At 65.1% G+C, this 26,542-nt stretch carries 21 protein-coding genes; 10 read left to right on the forward strand and 11 right to left on the reverse strand.

The features are described from left to right. The 8 genes from fliB to J3489_RS16645 form a co-directional block, all read right to left on the reverse strand. Positions 1-1,224, reverse strand: a complete 1,224-nt coding sequence (gene fliB, locus J3489_RS16610) for a flagellin lysine-N-methylase (RefSeq protein WP_206999762.1) — start codon at positions 1,222-1,224, stop codon at positions 1-3. Between the two features lie 198 nt (positions 1,225-1,422). Continuing rightward, positions 1,423-2,226, reverse strand: coding sequence for a 5-deoxy-glucuronate isomerase (gene iolB / locus J3489_RS16615; RefSeq protein WP_206999763.1), 804 nt, complete (start codon positions 2,224-2,226; stop codon positions 1,423-1,425). A gap of 82 nt (positions 2,227-2,308) precedes the next feature. Next, positions 2,309-3,223 carry a myo-inosose-2 dehydratase gene (iolE, locus tag J3489_RS16620; protein ID WP_206999764.1) on the reverse strand — a complete coding sequence of 305 codons (915 nt, stop codon included), beginning with the start codon at positions 3,221-3,223 and terminating at the stop codon, positions 2,309-2,311. A 118-nt stretch (positions 3,224-3,341) separates the two neighbouring features. Next, the gene (gene iolD / locus J3489_RS16625) at positions 3,342-5,297 is read right to left on the reverse strand and encodes a 3D-(3,5/4)-trihydroxycyclohexane-1,2-dione acylhydrolase (decyclizing) (protein WP_206999765.1); all 1,956 of its coding nucleotides are present in this window, start codon (positions 5,295-5,297) and stop codon (positions 3,342-3,344) included. Continuing rightward, positions 5,294-7,336, reverse strand: coding sequence for a bifunctional 5-dehydro-2-deoxygluconokinase/5-dehydro-2-deoxyphosphogluconate aldolase (locus J3489_RS16630; RefSeq protein WP_206999767.1), 2,043 nt, complete (start codon positions 7,334-7,336; stop codon positions 5,294-5,296). The genes iolD and J3489_RS16630 overlap by 4 nt, the downstream gene beginning before the upstream one ends. A 22-nt stretch (positions 7,337-7,358) precedes the next feature. Next, positions 7,359-8,165: an ATP-binding cassette domain-containing protein gene (locus tag J3489_RS16635; RefSeq protein WP_206999769.1), complete on the reverse strand. Its 807-nt coding sequence runs from the start codon at positions 8,163-8,165 to the stop codon at positions 7,359-7,361. A 108-nt stretch (positions 8,166-8,273) separates the two neighbouring features. After that, positions 8,274-9,440 (reverse strand): ABC transporter permease, encoded by a 1,167-nt coding sequence (locus J3489_RS16640; RefSeq protein ID WP_206999770.1) that lies wholly within the window; start codon positions 9,438-9,440, stop codon positions 8,274-8,276. Between the two features lie 165 nt (positions 9,441-9,605). Then, positions 9,606-10,658, reverse strand: coding sequence for a sugar ABC transporter substrate-binding protein (locus J3489_RS16645; RefSeq protein ID WP_206999772.1), 1,053 nt, complete (start codon positions 10,656-10,658; stop codon positions 9,606-9,608). Positions 10,659-10,976: 318 nt separating this feature from the next. Here J3489_RS16645 and J3489_RS16650 point away from each other — a divergent pair, with 318 nt between their 5' ends. From J3489_RS16650 to J3489_RS16665, 4 genes are all read left to right on the forward strand, one after another. Further along, positions 10,977-11,858: a MurR/RpiR family transcriptional regulator gene (locus J3489_RS16650; RefSeq protein WP_206999774.1), complete on the forward strand. Its 882-nt coding sequence runs from the start codon at positions 10,977-10,979 to the stop codon at positions 11,856-11,858. Next, on the forward strand, positions 11,851-12,873 hold the full coding sequence (iolG, locus tag J3489_RS16655; protein ID WP_206999775.1) for an inositol 2-dehydrogenase: 1,023 nt from the start codon (positions 11,851-11,853) through the stop codon (positions 12,871-12,873). Before J3489_RS16650 ends, iolG begins: the two co-directional genes overlap by 8 nt. 21 nt (positions 12,874-12,894) lie before the next feature. Then, a complete protein-coding gene (locus J3489_RS16660) occupies positions 12,895-13,929 on the forward strand; it encodes a Gfo/Idh/MocA family oxidoreductase (RefSeq protein ID WP_206999777.1) in 1,035 nt (344 codons plus the stop codon). Positions 13,930-14,092: 163 nt separating this feature from the next. Further along, positions 14,093-14,320: a sulfurtransferase TusA family protein gene (locus tag J3489_RS16665; protein ID WP_206999778.1), complete on the forward strand. Its 228-nt coding sequence runs from the start codon at positions 14,093-14,095 to the stop codon at positions 14,318-14,320. Between the two features lie 85 nt (positions 14,321-14,405). Here J3489_RS16665 and galU read toward each other — a convergent pair whose 3' ends face one another. Then, positions 14,406-15,287: a UTP--glucose-1-phosphate uridylyltransferase GalU gene (galU, locus tag J3489_RS16670; RefSeq protein ID WP_206999780.1), complete on the reverse strand. Its 882-nt coding sequence runs from the start codon at positions 15,285-15,287 to the stop codon at positions 14,406-14,408. Between the two features lie 57 nt (positions 15,288-15,344). Beyond that, a complete protein-coding gene (locus J3489_RS16675) occupies positions 15,345-18,212 on the reverse strand; it encodes a valine--tRNA ligase (RefSeq protein ID WP_206999782.1) in 2,868 nt (955 codons plus the stop codon). 246 nt (positions 18,213-18,458) lie between these two features. Here J3489_RS16675 and J3489_RS16680 point away from each other — a divergent pair, with 246 nt between their 5' ends. Further along, the gene (locus tag J3489_RS16680) at positions 18,459-20,831 is read left to right on the forward strand and encodes a UvrD-helicase domain-containing protein (protein WP_206999784.1); all 2,373 of its coding nucleotides are present in this window, start codon (positions 18,459-18,461) and stop codon (positions 20,829-20,831) included. Beyond that, positions 20,828-21,616 (forward strand): 5'-methylthioadenosine/adenosylhomocysteine nucleosidase, encoded by a 789-nt coding sequence (locus J3489_RS16685; RefSeq protein ID WP_206999786.1) that lies wholly within the window; start codon positions 20,828-20,830, stop codon positions 21,614-21,616. Before J3489_RS16680 ends, J3489_RS16685 begins: the two co-directional genes overlap by 4 nt. A 23-nt stretch (positions 21,617-21,639) precedes the next feature. Here the strand turns inward: J3489_RS16685 and J3489_RS16690 are convergent, their stop codons facing one another. Continuing rightward, complete coding sequence (locus tag J3489_RS16690) at positions 21,640-23,535, reverse strand: propionate--CoA ligase (protein ID WP_206999787.1); 1,896 nt, start codon at positions 23,533-23,535, stop codon at positions 21,640-21,642. Positions 23,536-23,874: 339 nt separating this feature from the next. On the opposite strand from J3489_RS16690, the gene J3489_RS16695 reads away from it, so the two are divergent. The 4 genes from J3489_RS16695 (at position 23,875) to J3489_RS16710 (ending at position 26,215) form a co-directional block, all read left to right on the forward strand. Then, a complete protein-coding gene (locus J3489_RS16695) occupies positions 23,875-24,036 on the forward strand; it encodes a hypothetical protein (protein ID WP_206999788.1) in 162 nt (53 codons plus the stop codon). Between the two features lie 19 nt (positions 24,037-24,055). Then, complete coding sequence (locus J3489_RS16700; protein WP_206999789.1) at positions 24,056-24,940, forward strand: N-acetylmuramic acid 6-phosphate etherase; 885 nt, start codon at positions 24,056-24,058, stop codon at positions 24,938-24,940. Between the two features lie 179 nt (positions 24,941-25,119). Further along, positions 25,120-25,602, forward strand: a complete 483-nt coding sequence (locus J3489_RS16705) for an Hcp family type VI secretion system effector (protein WP_206999790.1) — start codon at positions 25,120-25,122, stop codon at positions 25,600-25,602. A 16-nt stretch (positions 25,603-25,618) separates the two neighbouring features. Then, positions 25,619-26,215 (forward strand): peptidoglycan recognition protein family protein, encoded by a 597-nt coding sequence (locus J3489_RS16710; protein ID WP_206999791.1) that lies wholly within the window; start codon positions 25,619-25,621, stop codon positions 26,213-26,215. The last annotated feature ends 327 nt before the right edge of the window (positions 26,216-26,542 follow it).

Below are 26,542 nucleotides of genomic sequence, written 5' to 3' on the forward strand. Positions count from 1 at the left end.
TTACTTCAGCACCGCCAAGAGGCGCGGCAAGGAATCCCAATGGCATTGCTGCAGCGTCTGCTCGACGTTCTGAGCAAACTGCGACTGATGCTGGAACGCCCGGCAAAAAGCCCACACGCCGTCGACGATTTCGTCGTCGTGCAGCGGCCGGTCCACGGCGTTCGCACAGGCGGCGAGCATGCCGCGCACGATGCCGAACACGACCACCCAGCGCCGATGCTGCAGGAGCGGCGAGCCGGAGCCCCACGGGAACGTGTCCCGTATCGTCTCGTTGAGCAGGAAACGCGTGAGGATCGCGTCGTAGTGCTCGGTCCGATCGAGAAGCGCACGGCCTGCGCGATAGCGCTCGACGATCGTATCGAGCGCCGCCTGGCCTTGCTCGTTTGCGCCGAGCCCGGCTGCGACGCGCTCGAACACGGCGGCGAGACGCCCGCGCTTCTGCTGCGGCCGCCATTTGCAAAGCATGACGGCAAAGAGTTCGGCTTGCCGTCGATCGTTGCGCGGCAGACCGGAAAGGCCCGAGAGGATGTCTCCACTTTGCACGAGCGCGGTCAGCTGATCGAGCAGGACGGGCACTTGACCGAGCCGTTGCTCGCGCATGAGCGTTTCGAGCTGATCGCACAGCAGGCCGAGCACCGCAAGGCGGTCGGCGAGATCGAGTTCCTTCACGCGCAGCAGTTGCATCGTCCAGGCGCGCGCCGCAAATAGCGCATTGTCGGAAAGGGCGCCGAACGATTTGTCGGCCAGGGTTGCGGCGCGTGCCGGAAGGGCATGGGCCTCGAAGTCGAACGCGTCGTCGCGGAGCAGCGCAAGCCGTGCGGCCTCCGGGCACGACAGCGTGAGAACCTGCTCGTACTGGCCCGCAAAGCGCTGCGTGGTGCGCGGATAGGCGTGGCAGGTATTGCTGAGCGCCTCTTCTCCGAGCTTCATCTGGACCTGGCACAAGCCGCTCGCATCCTGCATGCCGCAACGGCCGTCGTCGTCATGCTGCTTGAGGGTGCCGTAGTCGTGCGCGCCGCGCGCGTGGCGGTTGCGCTGGAGAAAAATCTTGAAGCGCGGCGCGAGATCCGGATCCGGCGTCGCTTTGTAGCGCAAGAACGCGGGCTTATCGACCGTGACGCGCCAACCGGCGCAGCAGCTGGCGGGGCATTGCGGCCCAACGCAGGCGAAGCGCGTCACGTATCGGGGCACGATCATCGTGTGCGTGACGAGTGTCTGTTTCATATCGACCGGCAGCGTTTTCCAAAATGACGTGAGCGGGCGCGCGGGGCTTGCGGGCGCCGCGGTGCGAGAGGCCGCGAATTGCGGCGGGCTACGAAAAGCCATAGGCGGCTTTATCTCGAAAGAACTTAAGGACGTGCGACAAAAAAGCCCGATGCAATGCATCGGGCCAGAAGTCTCGGATTGTGCTGATGGTTGGAATCAGGTGGGCGGCTTCTCGATGATCCACTCGTGCGCCGGATCGTTCTTGAAGTGCCAGACGCGCTCGCGCCCGGCCATCACGTTGAGGTAGTACGAGTCGTATCCATAGGGCACGACCACCGGGTGGTAGCCGCGCGGCACCATCACGACGTCGTGGTCCTCGACGGCCATCGATTCGTCGATGTCGCGCAGGTCCGTATAGACGCGCTGGAACGCGAACCCTTGCGGCGGATTGAGGCGGTGGTAGTAAGTCTCCTCGAGCGAGCTTTCGAGCGGCACGTTGTCGGTGTCGTGCTTGTGCGGCGGATAGCTCGAAGCGTGCCCGCCCGGCGTCCGCACTTCGACGACGAGCAGCGATTCGGCCGGCTCGGTCTGCGGAAGGATGTCGCAGACGTAGCGCGTGTTCAGGCTCTTGCCGCGCACCGACCGCTGCATCTGCGCGGGCTCGATCAGGCGCACCGGATAGCGACCTTCGGCCGGCGCGGTCGCCACGCCGATTTCGGCGGCGCGCTCTGCGCGAACCGTGGTGCGCACGTTCGGCGGCAGATAGAGGGCGTAAGGCGCCGAGTCTTCGAAGACGCTGTCGCGCGAGCCGAGGCTCGTCCATTTTTGGTCGCCGGCGTCGACCGAGACCGCGCCCGTGAGCACGACGATGCACGCTTCGCGCTTGCCCTCGTAGACGTACAGCACCTCGTCCTTTTCGAGCCGGTACGCGGCGAACCCGACGTACCTCCACATCGCCGATTCCGGCGTCACGCGCGCGATCGTCTGACCTTCGCGCTGGGCTTTGACTAATAGGCTCATGTTGCCTCCCGCTGGGCCGCCCCGAGGGAGGCAACCGCCCCCTCGGGGGGCAGCGCACGAAAGTGAGCGTGGGGGTGGTTCATCATGCTGCCTCCTTGCCGGCATCGAACGGCGCATCGACCAGCGCGCGCAGCGTCCGATAGCCCTTTTGCGCGTATTCGTAACTGCGCGCGATCACCGGGTCCTGCTCGGCCTCGACGACGAGCCAGCCGCGATAGCCGTGCCGTTTCAGCTTGTCGATGATCGCCGGAAAATTCACCGCGCCGTCGCCCGGCACCGTGAATGCGCCGGCGACGACCGCGTCGAGAAAGCTCCAGTTGCGGTTGCGCGCGAGCTTGATGACCGCGGGCCGCACGTCCTTGCAATGCACGTGGCACACGCGCGCGATGTGCTTGTCGAGCATGTCGAGCGGCGCGCCGCCCGCAAACGTGATGTGCCCGGCGTCGAACAAGAGGCCGACCGCATCGCTCGTGCGCGCCATCAGGCGGTCGACGTCGTCGGCCGTCTCGACATAGGCGCCCATATGATGATGATAGGCGACGCGCACGCCCTGGCTAAGCGTATAGCGCGCGAATTTTTCGAGGCGCTCGGCGTAGGCGTCCCATTGCGCGTCCGTGATAAAACGCGGGCGCTGATAGAGCGGCAGCGGGGAACCCTGGATCGAATTTTCGACTTCGCCGTAGACCATCACCGTCGCGCCGTTCTTCGCGAGCAGCTCGAGATGCGGGCCGACCGCTTCGATTTCCTCCTCGGCGCTGCGGCGCGCGAGGCGCCCCGAGTACCAGCCGGAGACGAGCGACAAGTCGTATTGCTTGAACAGCGCCTTCAGCGCCTCCGGCTCGCGCGGGAATTTGTTGCCGAGCTCGAAGCCCTGATAGCCGATCTGGCGGCCTTCGGTCAGCGCGACTTCGAGCGGCGTCTCGCCGCCGAGCGAGGGCAGGTCGTCGTTCATCCACGACAGCGGATTGATGCCGATGCGTACTTCGAATGCGTTCATGATGCCTCCCGCCGGGCCGCCCCAAGGGAGGCATCGGCCCCCTTGGGGGGCAGCGAACGAATGTGAGCGTGGGGGTGGTTCATACGAGCGATCCTTGAATTTTTGCTTCAATCCTTCGTCAACCGTTGTCCTTTTGGTCACCGCCGCCCGTGCTGCGCTGAGCCACTTGCTTGTCGTAGGCTTCGCGCGCCGTGCGCACGGCTTCGCGCGCCGAGACCTCCGGCACCGCGACTTCCCACCACCAGCCGCCGTCGTCGGTGGTGCGGGCGCCGTCCGTATCGATCACGACGACGCAGGTGCGGTCCGCCGCGCGGGCGCGCTTCATCGCCGCTTCCAGCTCGGCGACGTTCGCGACGTGTTCGCCGAGCGCGCCGAGCGAGCGCGCATGCGCGGCGAAGTCGATCGCCGGCGCGCCGAGCGGGCCCTGCGTGCAGTCGTCGAACATGTTGTTGAACGGCGCGCCGCCGCAGGCCTGCTGCAGACGGTTGATGCAGCCGTAGCCGCGGTTGTCGAGCACGACGATGATGAGCTTCGCGCCGAGCATCACCGACGTCGCGATTTCGCTGTTCATCATCAGATAGCTGCCGTCGCCGACCATCACGATCACCTCGCGCTCGGGCCGCGCGAGCTTGGCGCCGAGGCCGCCCGCGATCTCGTAGCCCATGCACGAATACCCGTATTCGACGTGATACGCGCCGGGCCGGCCCGCGCGCCAGAGCTTGTGCAGCTCGGCGGGCAGGGTGCCGGCAGCGCACACGACGATGTCGTCGACGGCCGATTGGGCGAGCGCACCCTCGGCCGAGCGCTGGACGGCGCCGATCACGTCGGCGTCGTAAGGCAGCCCGTTCGCTTGCTGCGGCGCGTTCGTGCGGGTCGTGACGGTGTCGCGCCATTCGTTTGCGAGCGATTTCGCGCGCGAGGTCCACTCGGCGTTCGCCTTCCAGTCAGCAAGGCGCATGCCGAGCGCGTCGAGCGCGCGGCGTGCATCCGCTTGAACGGTTTGAGCGCGGGCCTTGAGGCCGTCGAACGCGTTCGCGTTGATGCCGATCAGGTCCGCCTGCGTGAAGAGCGTGTTCGAGCCGGTCGTGAAATCCTGCAGCCGGGTGCCGACGGCGAGCACGCAGTCGGCTTCGTGCGCGAGCGCGTTCGCCGCCGACGAGCCCGTCACGCCGATCGCACCCGCGTTGAGCGGATGATCCCACGGCAGCGCGCCTTTGCCCGCTTGGGTCTCGCCGACCGGGATGCCGTGCTTCTCGGCGAATGCGCGCAGCGCATCGGTCGCGCCGCGACTGTAGAGCGCGCCGCCGCCCGCGACGATCATCGGCTGCTTGGCGCGCGTCAAGCGCGCGAGCGCCGCTTCGAGTTCTTCGTCGACGGGCGCGCTCGCATGGAACGTGACGACGCGCGGTTCGAAGAACTCGCTCGGATAGTCGTAGGCCATCGCCTGCACGTCCTGCGGCATCGCGAGCGTGACGGGGCCGCACAGCGCGGCGTCGGTCAGGACGCGCAGCGCGCGGGGCAGGGCGCTCAACAGTTGCGCGGGATGGACGATGCGGTCGAAGTAGCGCGACACCGGCTTGAATGTGTCATTCGCGGAGACGCCGCCGTCGTGGAAGTCTTCGATTTGCTGCAGCACCGGATCGGGCGCGCGCGAGACGAACACGTCGCCCGGCAGCAGCAGGACCGGCAGGCGATTGACATGCGCGAGCGCGGCAGCCGTGACGAGATTCGTCGCGCCCGGGCCGATCGAAGTCGTGACCGCCATCATCCGACGGCGGAAATGCGCCTTGGCGTAGGCGATCGCGCTGTGCGCCATTGCCTGCTCGTTGTGCGCGCGGTAGGTCGGCAGTTCGTGCCGGTACTGGTAGAGCGCCTCGCCGATCCCGGCTACGTTGCCGTGGCCGAAGATCGCGAACACGCCGCCGAAGAGCGGCTCGGAGCGCGCGCCGCCGTCCGCGGCGGCGACGCGCTGTGCCGCGAGATAGCGCACGAGCGCTTGCGCGGCGGTCAGGCGAACGGTGCTGCCCGCGGCTTGGCCCGATGCCGCGTCTTCGTGCAACGCGGGTTCGTTCATGCTGCCTCCTGGCGGACGCTGTGATGGGCTGGCTTCGCGGCGGTCGAGCCGCGTTTGGCCGCCCGCCAAGCCTGAATCAGCGTCTCAAACGTCTTGCGCACGCCCGCGATGAGTTCGGCATCGCCGATCTCGCCGGCCAGCCACGCGCGGCTCGGCTCGTGGTGGATCGTGCGGCCGATGGTAAAGCCCTTGCAGCTCGCCGACGCGGCCGCGGCCGCGAAGCCTTCGATCAATTGCTCGACGGGCGCCGACAAGCCGAGCAGCACCACGCCGCGGCAATACGGATCGCGCTCGGCGATCAGCGCATCGATCGCCCGCCATTGCGCCGCGTCGAGCGGCGCGAGCTTCCACCACTCGGGGTAGATGCCGATGTTGTAGAGCCGCTTGAGCGCGCGGAACACGGTGTCCGGTTCGCTGGGCAGATCCGCGCGCTTCGGCGGGATCACTTCGAGCAGCAGCTCGTGGCCGCTCGCCTGCGTCGCATCGTAGAGCGCGCGCAGTTGCGCCTCCTGTTCGATCCGCTGTTCGACCGGATCGTCCGGATGGTAGTAGACGAGGCACTTGACCACGTGCTCGTGCGGCCAGCTGATGAGCGACGTGCCGATCGAGCGGCCATGGTCGAACTCGAGCGGCACCGAGCCGGGCAGCTCCACGGGACGGCCGATCCACCAGCCCCGTCCGGTTGCCGCGTTCAGCGCGTCCTGGCCGTAGCGGTCGTCGATCAGCACGCCGACGCGGCCTTGCAAGCCGAGCCCGGCCTCCGTCTGCGCGACGGCTTCGACGAACAGGCCCTTCAGCGTCTCGATGCGCGCTTCGCTTGCGCCGGTCTGCTGCGCAAGCTCGAAGAACTGGTTGCGATGGTCGAACGCGAAGCCGAGCACTTCGTCCCACTGCTTGCGGGCGGGCGTCACGCGATGCAGGCGCGCGAGCGTCGCGTCCTTGTCGGGACGGCGCATGCGTTGCGGATCGGCGGCAGCGGCCTTTAGGAAGTAGTCGAGTTCGGCGGGCGCCGGCATCGCGGGCGCGCAGCCGTGGCGCGACACGACGAGCGCGCCGCTCGCATTCGCGGCGCGCGCACAGTCTTCGAGCGGCTTGTCGCGCAGCCAGCCCGACAAGAACCCGGACGCGAACGCATCGCCCGCGCCGAGCACGTTCAGCACTTCGACCTCTACGCCGCCGTGGATCGGCGCATCGCCGAGCGAGGCGGGCACCGCGCCTTCGATGATCGAACAGCCGAGCGGCCCGCGCTTGACGACGAGCGTCGCGCTCGTCACGGCGCGCACCATCGCGAGCGCTTGGATCAGTTCGTGCTTGCCGCCTGCGATGCGGAACTCCTCTTCGGTGCCGATCACGAGATCGAAAAGCGGCAGGATGCGCTGCAAGTGCGCTGTCACGCTCTCGTTCGCGACGAAGCGCGTCTCGCCGTCGGCTTTGCCCGTCAAGCCCCAGAGCACCGGACGGTAGTCGATGTCGAGCACGGTGCGCACGTTGTTGCGGCGCGCGTACTCGAGCGCGCGGCGGCTCGTGCGGTTGACCTGTTCCGTTGAGAAGTGCGTGCCCGTAATCAAGAGCGCCTTCGAGGACGCAATGAACGCTTCGTCGAAATCCGCTTCGTCGACGGCCATGTCCGCGCAGTTCTCGCGATAGAAGACGAGCGGGAACGTGTCGCGGTCTTCGAGGCCGAGCAGCACGAGGGCCGTCAGACGATCGCGGTCGACGCGCGTGTGGCTGATGTCGCAGCCTTCTTGTTCGAGCGTCTCGGTGAGAAAGCGCCCCATGTGATCGTTGCCGACGCGCGTGAGCATCGCCGATTTCAAGCCGAGCCGCGCACAGCCGAACGCGATGTTCGCGGACGAGCCGCCTAGGTACTTCGCGAAGCTCGTCACGTCTTCGAGACGCGAGCCGACCTGCTGCGCGTAGAGGTCGACCGCGAGCCGCCCCAGGCAGATGATGTCGCGCTCGCGGCCGGCCGCGAAGCGGCTCGGCTGCGGCGCGTGCTCGGCAGAGCGCCCGGTGGCGGGGTCGGTGGTGAGTGCCATGGTATTTCCCGGAAGTCGGTTTTTAGATCGTTGCGCCTTCGAGCTCGCTGATCATCTTTTGCATTTCGGCGCCGCCCGCCATCATGTCGAGCACCTGTTCCTTGGTGATGGTTTCCTTCGTGTACGTGCCCATCGAGCGGCCGCGGTTGAGCAGCGTGAACGAGTCGCCGATCGGGTACGCGTGGTGCACGTTGTGCGTGATGAAGATCACCGAAATGCCTTTCGCGCGCGCCTTATGAATCAGCTTGAGCACGTTGAAGCTCTGCTTCACGCCGAGCGCGGCGGTCGGCTCGTCGAGAATCAGCACGCGTGCGCCGAAGTGAATGGCGCGCGCAATCGCAAGGCACTGCCGCTCGCCGCCCGACATCGTGCCGATCGGCTGATTCGGATCGCGCACGTTGATGCCCATTTCGGCGAGCTTGTCGCGTGCGATTCTGGCGGCCGTTTCGATATCCATCACGTTGACGAAGCCGAAGAGCTTTCTCTGCGGCTCGCGTCCCATGAAGAAGTTGCGCGCCACCGAGAGCAGCGGCACGAGCGCGAGGTCCTGGTAGACGGTGGCGATGCCCAGGTCGAGCGCGTCTTTCGGCGAGCCGAAATGCACCGGCTTGCCGTCGACGAGGTAGGTGCCTTCGCTCGGCGCATGCACGCCGGCGAGCGTCTTGATCAGCGTCGACTTGCCGGCGCCGTTGTCGCCGAGCAGGCAGTGCACTTCGCCGCGCTTCAGACGCAGCGTGACGTCTTTCAGCGCAATCACGTTGCCGAAGTAGCGGCTGACGTTTTCGAGCGCGAGGATGCTGTCGTCACGGGATGGTTGAGTGTCGGACATCATGGACTCCAGTGTCGATCAGCGTTGGCGCTTTAGCGCTGACTCTGATCCCATGCAAAGTGAAGTGAATTCAGCGATTCATTCTCAGATCGAGGCGATCGGAAACGCTCAGCGGGACGCGGCCACGCGGCTGCGCACATAGTGATTGAAGAGCACGGCGAACAGCAGCATCACGCCGAGGAACACGCGGAACCAGTCCGAATCGATGTTCGTGTAGGTGATGCCGATCTGCACGACGCCGAAAATGAGCGCGCCGAACGAGGCGCCGATCACCGACCCGTAGCCGCCCGTCAGCAGCGAGCCGCCGATCACCGCCGCGATGATCGCTTCGAATTCCTTCTGCAGACCGCGGTCGGCGGCAGCCGAGCCGATGTCGCACACTTGCAGCACTGCGAAGAGGCAGGAGCAGAACGCGGTCAGCACGAAGAGCGAAATCTTCACGCGCTTGACCGGCACACCGACGTTCTTCGCGGCGTTCGCATCGCCGCCGACGGCGAAGATCCAGTTGCCGAAGCGGGTCTTGGCGAGCGTGAACGCGCCGACCGCGGCGAGCAGGAACCACCAGACGATGACTTTCGGCACGCCCGGCACGAGCGGTTCGCCGTTGTCGAGCAGCTTGACGAGGCCGACGTGGGCGAGCCACTTGAAGACGCCGTGGAATGCGACGCCCTGGAAGAATGCGTGCGCAAACCAGCTCTGCGCGGCAACGTCGCCGACGCCCGAGATGATCGTGCGGTCCGCGAACATGACCGACAGCGCGAGCGTGAGGCCGCGCAGGATGAACAGGAACGCGAGCGTGACGATGAACGACGGCAGCCGCGTGCGCATCACGAGATAGCCGTTCAGCGCGCCGAGCGCCATCGAGCCGACGAACGCGAAGACGATCGACAATTCGATCGGCCAGTGGAAGTACATGGTCGGCAGCGCGACCATCATGCCGGCAAAGCCGATCATCGAGCCGATCGACAGGTCGAATTCCCCGGCGATCATCAAGAGGCACGCGCCGACCGAGAGCAACCCGAGGTAGGCGGCGACCTGCGACCAGTTCATGATGCCGTCGAGGTTGAACATGCCGGAGTTGCCCGCGCCCAAGGCAAAGACGATAAACACCATCACGGTGCCCGCAAGCGCGGCAAACTCGGGGCGGCTCAGCAGATGCTTGAACCAGGACTCGCGGCGCACGCGCTCGTCGGCCGTTGAAGATGCAGCCGCGCTCTCTTGAGCCGCATCGTGGTGCTTGCGCGAACCGAGGTGGAAATGATCGACGACACCCATCTAAGTCTCCTTGACACGCGGGACGGATGGCCAGGTCAGGCTAACCGCACGGCGCTGTGAAGCGTAGGAATGCAAATCAATACTATAAAGATAAGAGCAGATCCTGATGCTGCCGGAACGCAGCTTGGCTCCCGCCTGGGCGTTCCGGCTTTCTCCTCCACTACATTAGCGATACTGGCCTGCGTACTTGACCACCCTGTCGATATTGGCCTTCGTGATGAAACCCGGGCCGGAGCTGATATTGCGTGCGCCGTACACCGGCTGGAGACCGTAGGTTTCAAGCCGCGCCTTGAACTTCGGGTTCGACTTGAGCGCGGCTTGGATCTTGGCCGGGTCGGTCGTGTGGTCGTGCTTCGCGATCGCGAGCACGGCGACCGCGAGATACCCTTGCAGATACGGCTGCTGGTCGATCGCGAACTTGATCGTGCCGTCCTGGATGGCCTTTGCGATGTCGTTATCGAAGTCGAACGTCGCGAACCAGATCTTGCCGGCGAGGCCCATCTGCTGCAGCGCCTTGATCGTCGGTGCCGCCGACGTCGGGCCGAGCGCGAGCACCGCGCCCGTGTCCGCGTGATTGCGCAGGTAGGCACTGACCTTGGACTGGATGCCCGTCGGGTCCTGGCCGGCGTCGAGCGTCGACGCCTTGTAGTCGACGCCGAGCGCGTCGCCGAAGCCGCGGCAGCGCTCGAACGACGCCGGGTTCGTCGCGTAGTGGTTCACGCACAGGAACGACTTGATGCCGGCCGCCTTCGCCTTTTCGCCCGCCGCCTTGCCCGCTTCATATTCCGGCTGCCCGATGTGCATGATCGCGCCCAGTTGCGCGCTTTGCTCCGCGGTGCCGGAGTTGATCGTGACGAGGGGGATGTGCTTTTCGGTGACTTTGGCGATCGAGCCTTTCAGCACGTCGAAATCGGCGATCGTCGTGGCGACGCCGTCGTAATTGCGCGCGGCGGCTTGTTCGATGAGGCGCGCCATGTCGGCGATGTCGCCGTTCGGCGGATTGCGGTAATCGGTCTGGACGTTGAAGTCTTCGTCCGCCTGCTTGATTGCGTTCTTGATCGTGTTCCACCACGAGTCCGAATCCGGCGCGTGGCTGATCAGTACGAAGTGAGCCTCGGGGTCGGCCTGAGCGGCCGATGCTGCAAAGCCGCTGCCCAGCGCGAGCGCGCATGCCGCGACGAACGTCCTAAGTGCAGCCTTGCCAGTGCAAAGTCTCATTGTCTCCACCTATCCAGGTTATGTCGTTATTGATCTCCCGAGGCCGTCGAGGCGGCGCCCGCACGGGGCGGGCGGTGATGTCCTCAAGGAGGGGGAGCGCCAGGTGCCGGTTTGTTGCTGCCGCTCACGAGCAAGATTAGGCCAACTTTCGCGAGATTGCAAAGAAAATTTCATTGCAAATAAAAATGGAAAATGCGTTCCAATTCAGCGTGGCGCGTGCCTATAATCAGCACCGTCGGGCGCGCTGTTGCGAGAGGCGCAAAGCCTTGTCCCGTCTGGCTTCGCGCCGCGCCGCAGCAATTTAGAAAGGAACTGGTCATGCAGGACGACAACACCGCCGAATTGCCTAGCGTCGACGAATTGATGCAGCGCATCGCCGATTCCTACGACACGTTGCCGCGCCAATTGAAAAGCGTGGCGTCCTACCTGGAACAGCACCGGTCGAGCGTGATGGTCGACCGCACGAGCGACATTGCGGCGAGTTGCGGCGTGCATCCGTCGGCCGTGGTGCGCTTTGCGCAGCGCTTCGGCTTTTCCGGCTTTTCCGATCTGCAGGAAATCTTCAAGCAGGCTTACACGGGGCAGAGCCCGTCCGGCCAGACCTACAAGCAGCGTATCCGCAAGCTGATCGACGACAAGCCCGGGCAGCTCTCGGGCGGCTCGGTCGCGCGCGAATTCGTCGCGGCGTGCAAGAGCGGCCTCGACGAGCTCGACGAGAACCTCGACGACGAAGCGTTCGACGCCGCCGTGAAGATGCTGCAGCAGGCCGAGAACATCTACGTGGTCGGCGTGCGGCGCTCGTTCCCGGTCGCGAGCTACATCGTGTACGCGCTGCAGCACACGCCCAAGCGCGTGCACCTCGTCTCCGGTTTCGGCGGCATGTTCCGCGAGCAGATCCGCAGCGTGAAAAAGGGCGACGTGGTGATCGCGATCAGCTTCGAGCCCTATGGCAAGGAGACCCAGTATTGCCTGCGCGTCGCGCACCACCATCAGGCGAAGACGCTCGTCATCACGGACAGCCGCCTCTCGCCGCTTGCGCGTTACGCCACTACGCAACTATTCGTGAAGGAAGGGAGCGCGTTCGCGTTCCGTTCGCTGACCAGCACCATCTGCCTGTGCCAGGCGCTCTTCGTCGCGCTTGCGTACAAGCTGGAATTGACCGTTGAAGAATCGAAAGACATTGGAGGATACGATGACTAATGCAGCATCCGGCATGCCGATCAACGTTGCCGTTTTCGGCGCCGGGCGGATCGGCCGCATTCACGCGGCCAACCTTGCACGCCAGCCGGGCGTGAAGCTCAAGTACGTGGTGGACGTGAACCGCGAGGCGGCCGCCGCGCTCGCGGCCGAGCACGGCGCGCAGGTCGCGGACGTGGACGGCGCGATGGGCGACGCGTCGGTCGGCGCGACTGTCATCTGCTCGAGCACCGATACGCACGCCGATCTGATCGAGCAATCGGCCGCGCAGAAAAAGCACGTGTTCTGCGAGAAGCCCGTCGATCTGACGGTGGAGCGCGCGCGTGGCTGCGCGGCTGCGGTGGAGCGCGCGGGTGTCGTCTGCATGATCGGTTTTCAGCGCCGCTTCGACCCGACTTTCGCCGCCGTGAAGGCGCGCATCGACGCGGGCGAGATCGGCGCGCCGGAGATGCTGATCGTCACGAGCCGCGATCCGGGCGCGCCGCCCGTCGAGTACATCTTGCGCTCGGGCGGCATTTTCAAGGACATGCTGATCCACGACTTCGACATCTTCCGCTGGATTCTCGACGACGAAGCCGAGACGCTGCACGCGACGGGCAGCGTGCTGTCGGACCCGGCGATCGCCGGTGCGGGCGACCTCGATTCGACGGCGGTGACGATCCGCACGAAGCGCGGACGCCTGTGCCAGATCAACACCGCGCGGCGCGCCGCCTATGGCTACGACCAGCGCTTCGAAGTGCTCGGCAGCGACGGCATGCTGCAGGCGGGCAACGTGCGGCCGACGGAAGTCGTCGCGTACTCGAAGAAGGCTGTGTCGAGCGACGTGCCGGAGGCCTTCTTCCTCGAACGCTACCGTGCCGCGTATGCGCTCGAAATCGCGCATTTTTTCGCAGCGGTGACGCGGGGCTTGCCCGTCCGCACGACAGTCGCCGACGGCTTGAAAGCGCTCGAGCTTGCCGAGGCCGCGACGCGCTCGTGGCGCGAGGGCCGTGCGGTGCGCGTGGGCAATGAAGCGTGACGGACGAGGGGAGAGCGATCGATGACCCAAATTGTCAACCGCGCGCCGGTGAAGATCGGCGTGGCCGGCCTGGGGCGCCTCGGCAAGCGCCACGCGCAGAATCTCGCGTTTCGCGTGCCGGGCGCGGCGCTCGTCGCCGCGTGCAGTCCCGTCGACGAAGAGCGCGCGTGGGCGCAAGCGGCGCTGCCCGCGCCGCGCCTCTACGCCGGCTACGAAGCGTTGCTCGCCGACCAAGACGTGGACGCGGTGTGGCTCGTGACGCCGTCGGCGCTGCACGCCGACCAGATCGTCGCCGCCTTGCGCGCCGGCAAGCACGTGTTCTGCGAAAAGCCGCTGTCGCTCGAGCTCGCCGAATGCGAGCGCGTGCTCGAAGAAGCGAAGCGCCAGCCGCATCTGCAAGCGACGATCGGCTTCATGCGCCGCTTCGATCCGAGCTATCGCGACGCGTACGACAAGATCCAGCGCGGCGCGATCGGCCGGCCGTTCATGATCCGCTCGCAGACCACCGACAAGAACGACCCCGACGGCTTCTTCGTGCGTTTCGCGCCGACTTCGGGCGGCATCTTTCTCGACTGCACGGTTCATGACATCGACGTCACGCGCTGGCTGTTCGGCAACCCGCGGGCCAAGCGCGTGTTTGCGGCCGGCACGATCGCGCTGCACGAGGGCTTGCGCGCGTGCGGCGACGTCGATAACGGTGTGGCCGTCTGCGAGTTCGAGGACGGGCGGCTCGCCGTGTTCTTCGCGTCGCGGACGATGGCGCACGGCAACGACACGCACACGGAAGTCATCGGCACGGCAGGCGCGCTTGCGATCGGCCATATTCCGCGCGCGAGCCGCGTCGAGATCTACGACGAGCACGGCGTGCGCAACGAATGCACGCCGACGTTCTTCGAGCGCTTCGAAGACGCATTCCTGCACGAAGCGCAGGCCTTCGTCGATGCGGTAAGGGGCGGCAAGGCGTCGGGCGCGACGCTCGCCGATGCGCTCGAAGCGACGCGGATCGGCTGTGCGCTGCGGGAGGCGTTGACGACCGGGCTGCCGGTCGAGCTTTGACGGCGCGGCTTGACGGCGTGGTGGAGCCGCCGCACCCGGGCAGGCGCCCGGCGTCCGGCGGCGGACGTTCGTGTGCGGTAGAATTTGACCCTCTGTATAGCGCGAGTCCGTTGATCCATGAGCGATCGGCGGCTCGGCGCCCCATCCCGAAGGTCGATTGCCGATGCAAATTCACAAGGAAGTCGATGCGCGCGGATTGAACTGTCCGCTGCCCATCTTGCGCGCGAAAAAAGCGCTCGCCGACATGGAGAGCGGCCAGATTCTCAAGGTCCTCGCGACCGATCCCGGCTCGCAACGCGATTTCGCCGCGTTCGCGAAGCAGACGGGCAACGAGATCGTCGAAAGCTCCACTCAAGACAGGACGTTCGTCATCCTGGTGCGCCGGCGCTAGCCGCGTTCAGGCGTTTCCTGCCGCTTTGAAAAAGAGCCCCGCCACGCAGGCGGGCTTTTTTCTTCGGGGTAGCGCAGCGGGCGAGTTAGCTGTCCATCACCGGCTGGCGCGTGCGCAGATAGTTTGCGAAGTCGGTCGCGACTTCTGGATGCCGCAGCGCGAACTCGACCGTCGCCTTCAAGTAACCGAGCTTGCTGCCGCAATCGAAGCGCGTGCCGTGATACTTGTACGCGAGCACTTGCTCGTCGGCGAGCAGCGACTGGATCGCGTCGGTCAATTGCAGCTCGCCGCCCGCGCCCGGCTTGATCGCGCGCAGGTGATCGAAGATGCGCGGCTTGAGCACATAGCGGCCGACCACGCCCAGGTTCGACGGCGCGACTTCCGGGGCCGGCTTTTCGACGATGCCCGACATCTTGATGATCGCGTCTTCCCATTCCTTGCCGTCGACGATCCCGTAAGACTTCGTATCCGAGGGCGGGATCTCTTCGACGCCGATCACCGAGCTGTGATAGTGATCGAACACCTCGATCATCTGCTGCATCACGGGCGGCTCGCCGTACAGCAAGTCGTCCGCGAGGATCACGGCGAACGGGTTGTCGGCGACGAGCTTCTCGGCGCACAGCACGGCGTGGCCGAGGCCGAGCGCTTCGGGCTGGCGCACGTAGAAGCAGTCGACATGGCTCGGCTTGATGCTGCGCACGAGCTCGAGGAGCTTGTCTTTGCCGCGCGCTTCGAGTTCCGCTTCGATTTCGTATGACTTGTCGAAGTGGTCTTCGATGGCGCGCTTGCTGCGGCCCGTCACGAAGATCATTTCGGTGATGCCCGCGGCCATCGCCTCTTCGACCGCGTATTGGATCAGCGGCTTGTCGACGACGGGCAGCATTTCCTTCGGGCTCGCCTTGGTCGCAGGGAGGAAGCGGGTGCCGAGACCCGCGACCGGAAAGACTGCTTTGGTGACTTTTAGCATGGGATCTGCGTCCTCGTGTGTGCTCGAAATTGGTCGGGATGATTCGCGCCGCCAACGTCACGCGGGCAGCCGCGCGAGCTGTGCGCTCAGCTTGGCGATCGTATCGCGATATTCTGACAGCCTTTTCTGTTCCTGTTCCACAACCGCCGCGGGGGCTTTTGTGGCAAAGGCCTCATTGTCGAGCTTCGCGTTGCACTTCACGATCTCCGCATCCAGACGAGCAATTTCCTTGCCAAGCCGCTCGCGTTCGGCCGCGACGTCGATCTCGACCTTCAGCACGAGCTTGTCGCCGCCGACGATCGCGATCGGTGCGCCATGCGCTTCGGCGTCGAGCGCCGCCTCGTCGGCGATGATCTTGACTTCGGAGAGACGCGCGAGCGCTTGCGCGTACGGGGCGAACGTGTGCAGTCGTTCGGCGTTGCCGGTCGCGAGAAGCGGGACCTTCGTCGCCGGGGACAGGTTCATTTCGCCGCGCAGGTTGCGGCATGCGTCGACAACCGCTTTCAGGTCGGCCGCCCAGCGTTCGGCGCTTTCGTCGATCTTTTTCGGCTCGGCGACGGGATAGCGCTGCACCATGATCGACGCCGCGCCTTCCGCCGCCCCTGCGGGGTAGCTTTTTGCGAGCGGAGCGACCTTCTGCCAGAGCGCTTCGGTGATGAACGGGATGATCGGGTGCGCGAGGCGCAGCACCGTTTCGAGCACGCGCAGGAGCGTGCGGCGCGTCGCGCGCTGCTGCTCGGGCGTGCCGTTTTGGATCTGCACTTTGGCGAGTTCGAGATACCAGTCGCAGTATTCGTCCCACACGAACTTGTAAATTGCGTTCGCGACATTGTCGAAACGATAGTCGGCGAAACCCTTTTCGACTTCGGCTTCCACGCGCTGCAAGAGCGACACGATCCAGCGGTCCGCCTGCGAGAAGTCGAGATAGCCGCCGGGGCCGCAGTCGCCCGCACCGCACAGCTCGGGCTTGTCGAAGCCGCACTCGTGGCCTTCGCAATTCATCAGCACGAAGCGCGTCGCGTTCCAGAGCTTGTTGCAGAAGTTGCGATAGCCTTCGCAGCGCGCGAGGTCGAAGTTGACGTTGCGGCCGAGCGTCGCCATCGACGCCATCGTGAAGCGCAGCGCATCGGTGCCGAACGCGGGAATGCCCGACGGGAATTCCTTGCGCGTCTTCTTCTCGATCGTGGCGGCCTGCTTCGGGTTCATGAGGCCCGTCGTGCGCTTGGCGACGAGCGAATCGAGATCGATGCCGTCGACGATATCGATCGGGTCGAGCGTGTTGCCCTTGCTTTTGCTCATCTTCTGGCCTTCGGCGTCGCGCACGAGGCCGTGCACGTAGACCGTATGGAACGGCACTTTGCCGGTGAAGTGGGTGGTCATCATGACCATCCGCGCGACCCAGAAGAAGATGATGTCGAAGCCGGTGACGAGCACGGACGACGGCAGGAAGTGCTCCAGCTCCTGCGTCTCGTTCGGCCAGCCGAGCGACGAGAACGGCACGAGCGCCGACGAGAACCAGGTGTCGAGCACGTCTTCGTCGCGCTTGAGCGCGCCGGTGTAGCCCTGCGCGGCGGCTTGCGCGCGCGCGTCGGCTTCGGTCTTCGCGACGAAGACTTCGCCGTTTTCGCCGTACCACGCCGGGATCTGATGGCCCCACCACAGTTGGCGCGAGATGCACCAGTCCTGGATGTTTTCGAGCCACTGGTAGTAAGTGGCCGTCCAGTTCTCCGGCACGAGTTTGATCTCGCCGCTGCGCACCGCGTTCAGCGCCGTTTCGGCAATCGACTTGCCCGGATTGAACGTGCCTTCCGGAGCCGGTTTGCTCATCGCGACGAACCATTGGTCGGTCAGCATCGGCTCGAGCACGACGTTCGTGCGGTCGCCGCGCGGCACCGTCAGCTTGTGCGGCTTCACCGATTCGAGGAGGCCCTGCGCTTCGAGATCGGCGACAACCTGCTTGCGCGCTTCGAAGCGATCGAGGCCGCGGTACTTCGCGGGCGCGTTGTCGTTGATCTTCGCTTCGAGCGTGAGGATCTCGATCTGCGCAAGCTTGTGGCGCTGGCCGACCTGATAGTCGTTGAAGTCGTGCGCAGGCGTCACTTTCACGACGCCGGTGCCGAACTCGCGGTCGACGTAGTCGTCGGCGATGATCGGGATCTCGCGGTCCGTGAGCGGTAGCTTGACCGTCTTGCCGATCAGGTGAGCGTAGCGCGCGTCTTCCGGGTGGACCATCACGGCGGCGTCGCCGAGCATCGTCTCGGGACGCGTCGTAGCCACCGTCAGCTGGCCGCTGCCGTCGGCGAGCGGGTAGTGGATGTGCCACAGGTGGCCGTTTTCTTCCTCGCTCGCGACTTCGAGGTCGGACACGGCGGTCATCAGCACCGGATCCCAGTTCACGAGCCGCTTGCCGCGATAGATGAGCCCCTGTTCGTAGAGCCGCACGAACACGTCGGTCACGACCGCCGACATCTTGTCGTCCATCGTGAAGTATTCGCGCGGCCAGTCGATCGACGCGCCGAGGCGCCGCACTTGGCTCGTGATCGTCGAGCCCGACTGCTGCTTCCATTCCCACACGCGCTCGACGAATTTCTCGCGGCCGAGGTCATGGCGCGACACGCCTTCTCCGTCGAGCTGGCGCTCGACGACGATCTGCGTCGCGATGCCCGCGTGATCGGTGCCGGGCAGCCACATCGTGTTCTCGCCGAGCATGCGGTGATAGCGCGCGAGGCCGTCCATGATCGTCTGATTGAACGCATGGCCCATGTGCAGCGTGCCGGTGACGTTCGGCGGCGGCAGCTGGATCGAGAAGTCCTTGGCTGCCGGCTCGAACGCCGGCGCCGCATGGCCGCGTTTTTCCCATTCCGGCCCCCAATGGGCCTCGATGGTCTGGGGTTCGAAACTCTTCGCAAGCGTGGTGTCGCTCATGGTGGGGAATCTGCCGAAAAATGCGTGGAAAGAGGCGTCGAAACGTTCGATTATAAAGGCTCGTCCGAGGCGCAGGGCCGGGAGGGCCGAGAGCGGCGGCGAGGCTCGCGCGAGCGCGTTTGCCCGCCGTGCAATCGAGCGCCGCAGGAACTGCCGGCCGCCCGGGACTTATAATGTGCGACTCGCCGCCATGCGCGTTTCTCGCGCGCTGTATTGGCCGCTCTGCTCGTCATTGACCGCTCTCCCATGCCCGAACTGCTTGCGAACCTGAATCCCGAACAACACGCCGCCGTCACGCTGCCGAACGAACCCGCGCTGATCCTGGCCGGGGCCGGCAGCGGCAAGACGCGCGTGCTGATCACGCGCATCGCGTGGCTGATCCAGCATGGGCTCGCGTCGCCCGCGACGGTGCTCGCCGTCACGTTCACGAACAAGGCCGCGCGGGAGATGATGGCGCGCCTGTCGGCGCTGTTGCCGATCGATACGCGCGGCATGTGGATCGGCACCTTCCATGGCCTGTGCAACCGGATGCTGCGCGCGCATCACCGCGACGCAGGGCTGCCCGCCACGTTCCAGATCCTCGATACGGCGGATCAGTTGTCCGCGATCAAGCGCCTCCTGAAGGGCCTGAACGTCGACGACGAGAAATATCCGCCGAAGAACCTCCAGTACTTCATCAACAACGCCAAGGAGCAGGGGCTGCGGCCCGAGCACGTCGACGCGTCCGACAGCTTCAATCTCAAGTTCGTCGAGCTGTATCAGGCGTACGAGCAGCAGTGCCAGCGCGAGGGCGTGGTCGACTTTCCGGAGCTGCTGTTGCGCTGCTACGAACTGCTCGCGCACAACCCGCCGCTGCGCGCCCACTATCAAGCGCGTTTCCGGCACATTCTCGTCGACGAGTTCCAGGACACCAACAAGCTCCAATACGCGTGGCTCAAGCTGCTCGCGGGCGAATTGAACGCAAACCCGAACGCGATCTTCGCAGTCGGCGACGACGACCAGTCGATCTATGCGTTTCGCGGCGCGAACGTCGGCAACATGCGCGACTTCGAGCACGAATTCAAAGTGCGGCATCTGATCAAGCTCGAGCAGAACTACCGCTCGCACGGGCATATTCTCGATGCCGCCAATCAGCTGATCGCGAACAATTCGCGGCGGCTCGGCAAGAACCTGCGCACCGACGCGGGCCACGGCGAACCGGTGCGCGTCTACGAGGCGGCAACCGATTCGCAGGAAGCCGGCTGGATCGTCGAGGAGATCAAGGCGCTGATCAACAGCGGGCTCGCACGCGGCGAGACCGCCGTGCTCTATCGCAGCAACGCGCAGTCGCGCACGATCGAGCACACGCTCGTCAACGCGGGCATCGCGTACCGCGTGTATGGCGGACTGCGCTTTTTCGAGCGCCAGGAAGTCAAGCACGCGCTCGCGTATCTGCGCCTCATCGACAACCCCAACGACGACACCGCGTTCGCGCGCGTCGTCAACTTCCCGGCGCGCGGCATCGGCGCGCGCTCGATCGAACAGCTCGCGGACGCCGCGCGTCTGTACAACTGCTCGATGGCGGCGGCGATTCCGTACGTGACCGGCAAGGCGGGTTCGAGCTTGGGCGCGTTCGCGAACCTGATCGCGAAGATGCGTGCGCAAACGCAGCAGATGAGCTTGCCGGAAACGGTCGAGTACGTCGTGCGCGCGAGCGGTCTCGCGGACTTCTATCAGAACGAGCGCGAAGGCCAGGACCGCCTCGAGAACTTGCAGGAACTCGTGAACGCGGCGACGGCGTTCGTGAGCGAAGAGGGCTATGGGATCGATACGCCGGCGCGCTCGATTCCGCTGCGGCCGGGCGCCACCGCGGCGCCCGAGATCGCGGCGGTGCCGGGCGATCCGGCAGCCGTCGTGCTCGATCCGGCCGGCCTCGCCGACCCCGCGCAGAACCCCGACACCATGACGCCGCTCGCGGGCTTTCTGTCGCACGCCTCGCTCGAAGCGGGCGACAACCAGGCGCAAGCGGGCCAGGACGCCGTGCAGTTGATGACGGTGCACGCGGCGAAGGGGCTCGAGTTCACGGCGGTCTTCATCACGGGTCTGGAAGAGGGGCTGTTCCCGCACGAGAACAGCGCGCTCGAACAAGACGGGCTCGAGGAAGAGCGGCGGCTCATGTACGTCGCGATTACGCGGGCGAAGGAGCGGCTCTATCTGTCGTTTGCGCAGAGCCGGCTGCTGCATGGGCAGACGCGCTACAACATCCGCTCGCGCTTTTTCGACGAGCTGCCGCAGGAAACGCTCAAGTGGCTCACGCCCAAAGTCGAGCCGGGCGCGCGTTGGGGCGGCCGCTCGGACAGCGCCGGCTGGGGCCGCGACTGGTTCGCGCGTCCCGATCGCCGGGAAGGTTATTCCGGCGGGGCGCTCGAGCAAGCGCCGCTGCCCGCGTTCGCCGATAAGCAGCGCGCGGGCGAAACGGGCTTCAAGATCGGCCAGCCCGTGTTTCACACGAAATTCGGAGAGGGCACGGTGACGGCGCTCGAAGGCAGCGGCGCCGATGCGCGCGCGCAGGTCAAGTTCAAGCGGCACGGCGAGAAGTGGCTCGCGCTGGCCGTCGCTAAATTGCAGGCGGTCGAATGAGCTCGGAAACGATGGAATCGAAACAGCAGCGCCCGCTGGGCGTGCTGGCGGCGCTGCCGCAGGAATTGGGCGACCTCGTCGACGCGATGCGCGCCGAGGGCGGCCTGCGCACGGTGACTGTCGGCCGGCGCGACTATCACGTCGGCACCGTGCACCGCGTGCCGTGCGTCGTGACGCTCGCGCGCATCGGCAAGGTTGCGGCCGCGGCCACGGCGAGCGCACTGATTCACGTGTTCGATGTCGAGGCGATCGTCTTTACCGGCGTCGCGGGCGGCGTGGGGAGCCACGTGCGCGTCGGCGATGTCGTCGTCGCGAATGCGCTGCTGCAGCACGATCTCGACGCGTCGCCGCTGTTTCCACGCTACGAGGTGCCGTTGCTCGGCGTGACGCACTTTGCCGCCGATCTTGCGCTCGCCGATGAACTTGCCGCTGCGTGCGAGCGCTTCGTCGCCGATGAAGGCGCGGCGCTCGCCGAGCAGTTTCGTTTGAACGGCGCGCGCGTGCATCGCGGGCTCGTGATCAGCGGCGACCGGTTCGTGTCGAGCTCGGAGGAAGTCGGCGCGCTGCGCGCGGCGCTGCCGGAAGCGCTCGCGGTCGAAATGGAAGGCGCGGCGATTGCGCAGGTCTGCTACGAGCACGACGTCCCGTGCGCGATCGTGCGGACCATCTCCGATACCGCCGACGATCACGCGAGCGCGTCGTTCACGTCGTTTCTCACCGATATCGCGCACGCGTATTCGTCGGGGATCTTGCGGCGGTTTCTGGAGGCGCGGGCGGGGGCTTGAGCGGCCGGGCGTCACACGCCCGCTCAACCTCCAGCGAGCGCCGCACGCAGCATCTGCAACGCCGCCGGATCTTCGATCGTCGGCAAATCCCCCGGATCGCGGCCTTCGGCCAGCGCCGCAATCGCGCGGCGCAAGAGCTTGCCGGAGCGCGTCTTCGGCAGCATCGCGACAAAGTGCACGCGCGCCGGGCGCCCGATCGCGCCCAGGTGACGGTCGACGGTCGCGAGCAACGCGGCTTCGAGCTTCTTGCGATCGTCGGGCGCGGCGGCGGCCTGCGCATCGCGCAGCACGACGAACGCGAGCGGCACCTGGCCTTTCTCCGCATCGGCCACGCCGACCACCGCCACTTCTGCCACCGCCGCGTGGCTCGACAGCGCTTCTTCGATCTCGCGCGTGCCGAAGCGATGGCTCGCGACGTTGATGACATCGTCGGTGCGGCCGAGGATCGACACATAGCCGTCGTCGTCCTGAATGCCCCAGTCGAACGTCGAATACACCGGCTGTCCCGCCATCTCCGACCAGTAGGTATCGACGAAACGCTTGTCGTCGCCCCATACCGTCGCCATGCAGCCGGGCGGCAGCGGATAGCCGAGCGTGACGACGCCTTTTTCGCCGGGCGCGCATGGCTCGCCGGTCGCCTCGTCGCGCACCACGAGGTGGTAGCCGTAGACCGGCACGCCCGGCGAGCCGAGCTTCGGCGGCAGCGCCTCGACGCCGCGCTGGATCGCGATGATCGGCCATCCCGTTTCGGTCTGCCAGTAGTTGTCGACGACGGGCTTGCCGAGCGCGTCCTGAATCCAAGCCGAGGTGGGTTCGTCGAGCGGCTCGCCGGCGAGGAACAGCGCGCGCAGGCTCGACAGATCGGCCGCCTTCAGCAACGCCGGGTCTTGCTTCTTGAGCACGCGCAACGCAGTCGGCGACGTGAACATCAAGTTGATCTTGTATTGCTCGACGAGCCGCCACCAGATGCCGCCGTCCGGCCGGAGCGGCGTGCCTTCGTACAGCACGGTCGTGAGCCCGGCGATCAGCGGCGCATAGATGATGTAGCTGTGGCCGACCACCCAGCCGATATCGGACGCGGTGAACATCGTGTCGCCCGCGCGTCCTTCGAAGATGTACTCCATCGACGCGGCGAGCGCGACCGCATAGCCGCCGACGTCGCGCTGCACGCCCTTGGGCCGCCCGGTCGTGCCCGACGTGTAGAGCACGTACGACGGCTCGTTCGATTCGAGCCATTCGCACGGCACGTGGGCGTTGAAGTACTGCTCGCGCAGCGGCTCGTAGGCGACCAGATAGCTCGCGTTGAGCCGCTCGGGCGCGAGCTGCCGGTCGATCAACAGCACGCGCGCGGTCTGGTGCGCGGCGCGCGCGAGCGCTTCGTCGACAAGCGGCGTGTAGTCGATCACCTTGCCGCCGCGCGCGCCGGCGTCGGCGGTGACGATCAGCGCGGGCGTCGCGTCGTCGATGCGCGCGGCGAGGCTCGCCGCGGCGAAGCCGCCGAACACGACCGAATGGATCGCGCCGAGCCGCGCGCAGGCGAGCATGGCGAACACCGCCTCGGGGATCATCGGCAGATAGATCAGCACGCGCTCGCCGCGCGCGACGCCGAGCGAGCGCATCACCGCGGCCATCCGGTTCACTTCGTCGTACAGCTCGGCATACGTGAAGCGGCGCTCGATGCCGGTTTCGGTCGACACGCTGATGAGCGCATCCTGCTGCGCGCGCGTCGCGAGGTGGCGGTCGAGCGCGTTATGGCACAGGTTCGTGCGGCCGCCGACGAACCAGCGCGTGAAGGGCGGATGGCTAGCGTCGAGCACCGTGTGAAACGGCGTCTCCCAATGGATGCGGGCAGCTTCGGCACGCCAGAATTCGCCGGGTTCGTCGATCGAGCGGCGATGGAAATCGCGGTAGCGGGTCATGGTCGGCGGTCCTCGGGGATGTGGGCGGCGCAGCACTCGGTCGGCAGCAGCGGGGCGTCGCGCCTGTGCGCCATGCGCTTCAATGCGTGCCGCAATACAGCATAGGACCCGGAGTCGACGGCTCACAACTCGGGTTCACCATGACCGTGTCGCGGATTCCAAGCGGCGCCAGCCGGCCGGCGCTCGCGACCGCCATTCTGATCTCGATTTGGCGTAACCTGCAAATTCCGACTCTGGTGTTTCTCGCGAGCATGAATGCGATCCCGGACGCGACCTTCAGGGCCGCCGCGCTCGACGGCGCGAGCGGCCGCACCCTCTTTCGCCGCATCATGCTGCCGCTTGTCCGGCCGCGACCTGTCGGTTTTCTTCGGAGCGCACGCCGTCGACATGGGCGCGCTGCTCACCGGGCTCGCGATCTCCGCATGGCCTCTTATCGCCGTCTACTCGCTGTTTTCGGAGCAGTCCGCCGAAGGCCTCACGGCCGGCGCGGTAAAGGGCTGAGACAACGAGGAAATTCGTCATGTTAATGAAGACTGAAATGCCGAATCCGTTGCACACGGAGCTCGATCTCTATTCGGCCGATCACCTGATCGACGTGCTGGTCGACGACCAGCTCAACGCCGTGAAGGCGGTTTGGGGGAGCCGGGAGAAGCTGGCCCAGGCGGTCCGCGAGGCGCTCCCCCGGATGCGTGCCGGGGGCCGGTTGATTTACGTCGGAGCCGGAACGTCAGGCCGCCTTGGACTGATGGATTCCGTGGAGCTTTACCCGACGTTCTCGTGGCCGAAAAATCGGGCGATTGCGCTGCTGGCCGGCGGATCGAGAGCGATCTGGGAGTCGATCGAAGGGGCGGAGGACGACGAGCGCCAGGGGGCGTCAGACTTCCTGTCGATCAAGCCTGTTGCCAACGACGTCGTGCTGGCGATCGCCGCATCCGGCGGCACCCCTTATGTGCTTGGCGCCTTGCGCGCTGCGCGCAAGGCCGGCGCGCTCACAATCGGTCTCGCGAACAACCCCGATGCGGCGGTGATTACCGAAGCGCAGATCGGCGTCGCGCTCGACACGGGCCCCGAGGTGATTTCAGGCAGCACGCGTCTCAAGGCCGGAACCGCGCAGAAGATCGCGCTCAACAGCTTTTCGAGCGCCTTGATGGTGGGGCTGAACAAGGTGTACGGCAACCTCATGGTCGACTTGCGGCCGACCAATGCCAAGCTCATCCGCCGCTCGGTCAACCTGACCAGGCATGCCACCGGCGCATCCGACGAACTGGCTCGCCGCACGCTGGAGTCGTGCGGCTTTCAGGTCAAGGTGGCCATCGTCGCGTTAAAGCGCGGCATCGGCGTGACGGAGGCCGAATCGCAACTGGCGGCAGTCGATGGCAGCGTGCGGCGCGCCATTGCCGGGTGAGTCGAGCGAAGGGCGCGTCGGCGCGCGATTGGCCTGCATTCCCCGGTAATCGCGCTGAGAGGCGCGATTTCGGATAAGTCTTATATAGCAGCGCTATCACTCTGGATTAGGTTGGCTGGCCGGATCGTTCGCTTGGCGATACCGGTACATGACTGAACAACCTGAAAGGAGTGAGGGAGATGACACGAGATATTTTCTTGAAGCTCACCGGCATAGACGGCGAATCGATGGATGCAAGTCATCCGAACGAAATCGAGGTGCTGACGTGGGATTGGTCGGTGAGTCAGCAATCCAATATGCATGCGGGCAGGGGTAGCGGAGCGGGCAAATGCACCGTTGGCGACCTGACGTTCGAGCACTACATCGATCGCGCCACGCCGAGCTTGGTTCAGTACTGCCTGACAGGCAAGCATGTCGACAGCGCGGTGCTGGTGATGCGCAAAGCCGGCGGCAAGCCGCTCGAATACCTGAAGCTCACGATGGGGGATGTGCTCGTTACCCAAGTGAAGCCAGCCGGCAACGTCAACATGCGCGCTCCGCGCGAAGAAATTCGCTTGTCCTTCGCTCGCGTGAGGCAGGAATCCGTGATTCAGAACGCCGATGGCGGCAGCGCCGGGACGGTGAGCATGGGTTACGACATTAAGGCCAATAAGGCAATCTGACGACGGGAGGGATGCCATGCTGTTTATTTCGAAAAATGGGCATGTGGATGCGGAACGCATCATCGTGAAAGTTTTTCCGGCGATTGAGCGCGCATCGATGAATGTCGTGAACGGTATTGTGGTGCATCAAACAGATAGTTACAAACTTGATAGCGTGTTTAATAGTTATAAAGATAAGGGTGCTAACGGTGCACATTTCTTAATTGATAAAAATGGAGAAATTTATCAAACGGCTTCCTTGTTCAGGCGGACAAATCACGTGGGAAGAATGCAATCTCGCTGCATCGTAACGAAAAAATGTACTCCTGCTGAACTTAAGGCGGCAATCGGAGCGAGTAAAAGCCCTGTTGCGCTAACAAAGCACGAAATGAAAAAGAGCTTCCCTGATCGCTTTCCGTCAAATGAGGATTCCATCGGGATAGAGCTGGTGGGGAAGGCGATTGGCCCTGAAAAGCAGGAAGTGTATGAAGCGGTGACGGATCAGCAGAACGCTTCGCTAAAATGGCTGATCGGAGAGCTGGTCGATACTCTAAATGTTTCGATTCGGGAAGTTTATAGACACCCGGAAATCGGGCGTAAAAATTTAACCGAGGCGGGTACAGCAAAATGGTAACTCATATTTGCCGTCACGCTCTAAGTGCGCTGATTGCCATGAGTCTGACTTCTTTTTCGCAAAACAGTCATTCGAGAGCAATTGTCCGACTGACCATCGAAAAGGTCGGGCTGAGCAAGAACGAAAACGACAGAGGAATTGTTGATGCATGCAAGGAGTTCAGGCCCACCTTAAAGCAAGTGCACGGGTATTTTAATAAGGCTTATCCTGTGGAGAGTTACATAGGAACAACCGAACGTTATTCGGATTGCGGTAGTGTGCGGAGATATGTGCAAGAAGGCTGAGGGGGCAAGTGCCTGAGGTGGAAGGTGACCATGGTGTAAGTTG

It is taken from the genome of Trinickia mobilis (assembly GCF_017315705.1).
Taxonomy (GTDB): Bacteria; Pseudomonadota; Gammaproteobacteria; order Burkholderiales; family Burkholderiaceae; genus Trinickia_A; species Trinickia_A mobilis.